Source organism: Moorena sp. SIO3B2 (assembly GCF_010692525.1).
Taxonomy (GTDB): Bacteria; Cyanobacteriota; Cyanobacteriia; order Cyanobacteriales; family Coleofasciculaceae; genus Moorena; species Moorena producens.
This window is the reverse complement of record NZ_JAAHHE010000828.1, coordinates 1-1,573: the sequence shown is the minus strand read 5'-3', so window position 1 is coordinate 1,573 and position 1,573 is coordinate 1. Positions and strand designations below refer to the sequence as shown.

The 1,573-nt window shown below is 45.3% G+C and carries 4 protein-coding genes; all 4 read right to left on the bottom strand.

Annotated features, from left to right (window positions below; genetic code table 11):
* Window positions 1–311 (bottom strand): ferredoxin (locus F6K38_RS41535; protein ID WP_287360673.1); only part of this gene is annotated, 311 nt, incomplete at its 3' end.
* Window positions 311–697, bottom strand: a complete 387-nt coding sequence (locus tag F6K38_RS41530; protein ID WP_287313908.1) for a DUF1257 domain-containing protein — start codon at window positions 695–697, stop codon at window positions 311–313. The genes F6K38_RS41535 and F6K38_RS41530, both read right to left, overlap by 1 nt.
* A 39-nt stretch (window positions 698–736) precedes the next feature.
* Window positions 737–946 (bottom strand): DUF2997 domain-containing protein, encoded by a 210-nt coding sequence (locus F6K38_RS41525; protein WP_071108026.1) that lies wholly within the window; start codon window positions 944–946, stop codon window positions 737–739.
* 378 nt (window positions 947–1,324) lie between these two features.
* Entirely contained in the window at window positions 1,325–1,504 is a 180-nt protein-coding gene (locus F6K38_RS41520) for a hypothetical protein (RefSeq protein ID WP_154659884.1), read from the bottom strand.
* Window positions 1,505–1,573 lie beyond the last annotated feature (69 nt).

The following is a 1,573-nucleotide window of genomic DNA, read 5'->3' as shown; positions in this document are numbered from 1 at the left end:
GTGTAATCAACCCAGTGGATACAATCTACTGGACAAGTGTCTATCGCTTCTTGTATCACGTCTTCTGGGTCGCCATCTTGCCGAAAAACCCGGGATCTACCGTAGTCGGCTTCCATGTAAAATGTGTTGCGAGCGACGTGGGCGCAGTGTTTACAGCCAATGCAGGTAATTTCATCAACGTAAACACCTTTTTGTCGCAGAATACCCCCTAGCTCTGGCTCAAAACCAGAACGCTCTGGAGCATCTCGAAAGACACCCCCTAACTCTGGTTCTAAACCGGAACGCTCTGGCGTCGGTGAGAACTCAGACATTAAGCGCTCCAGCGTTGTACGACTAAACGAATTGAACCATCTTTATTATCTTGTTGCTCAGCAACCTCAAAGCCTTGCTTAGCAGTTTCCTTAATTACTGTGTTGTAAGCGTAACGCTGGGTTACCCGTTGTAGGAAACCATCTACAGACCAAGGCTGTTGCCAATACTGAAAATCAGCAACTAGTTCGTAGGCGTTACCATTCCAACTAAAACCGATGTCGTAGTCATTCTCTTGCTCAATCACTACTTCAGCAGTGCGAGTTTGACCTTTATAACCGCGCACAGGGCTAGGACCAGATTCCCAATCAATCCCTAAGTCATTTAAAGCAGTTTCTAAGGATGAACGGTTACGGATTTGGGTTTTGATAGTGCTGAAATGAGACATTTTTGGTAATTAAACGAATTTACTAACTGGAACACAAATTTACCAATGGCTAACCGTAGCTTGAGTTGTGGCTGTTGCCGACAGTTCAAGCTTTTGGTCGAAGTAATCTGATGTTTTCTCAACAGATACGACTCGTCCTAGCTGAGCTTCAATAGCAGCTGTTACCTCTGCGCAAGAGGCTCCGATGATCCCAGTGACTTTTTCCTGGACTCGACCATCTGGATAAATGACAAACTCTAATGTTTCCATAGTCGCCTTAGTGCTCGGTTTATCCCTAGTTGCAGGTTGTGGCACCGGTTGTTGCACCAGTCCAGGAGTATCTAATCCTGGATTGATATCACTGATCACTGACCAGTGCTATAGCTGGTCATTAATCAAATGATAATAATTTAGATCATGGCGCAAACAACATTAACATAAGTTTATAGTAAATCGAGTGTTTACTTTAATATTTTGTTAGTTTCTCGTAACTTTTGCTATCAGTCAAGGGGTGGGATAACCCAAAAATGGTTTGTTAACAAGTAAGCTATCAGCTCTCAGCTATCAGCTCTCAGGTATCAGCTATCAGCGATCAGCTCTCAGCTATCAGGTATCAGCTATCAGCTATCAGCTCTCAGCTCTCAGCTCTCAGGTATCAGGTATCAGCTCTGAGCTATCAGCTCTCAGCCAAAAGCCTTGGCCTATATCTGACATCTGTTCGCGTAGCGTGGCCAAAGGCCAACGGCTGACGGCTGACGGCTGACGGCTGACGGCTGACGGCTGACGGCTGACGGCTGACGGCTGACGGCTGACGGCTGATATTAACAAAATGTAGAGAATCTAGGGGACTGGGCAAAGTATGAAGTATGAAGTATGAATTATTAAAGTTCGGCTAAA

What these genes read in the sequence shown, in the direction of transcription:
- F6K38_RS41530 (WP_287313908.1), bottom strand. Translation starts at nt 697, where the DNA reads ATGTCTCATTTCAGCACTATCAAAACCCAAATCCGTAACCGTTCATCC.
- F6K38_RS41525 (WP_071108026.1), bottom strand. Translation starts at nt 946, where the DNA reads ATGGAAACATTAGAGTTTGTCATTTATCCAGATGGTCGAGTCCAGGAA.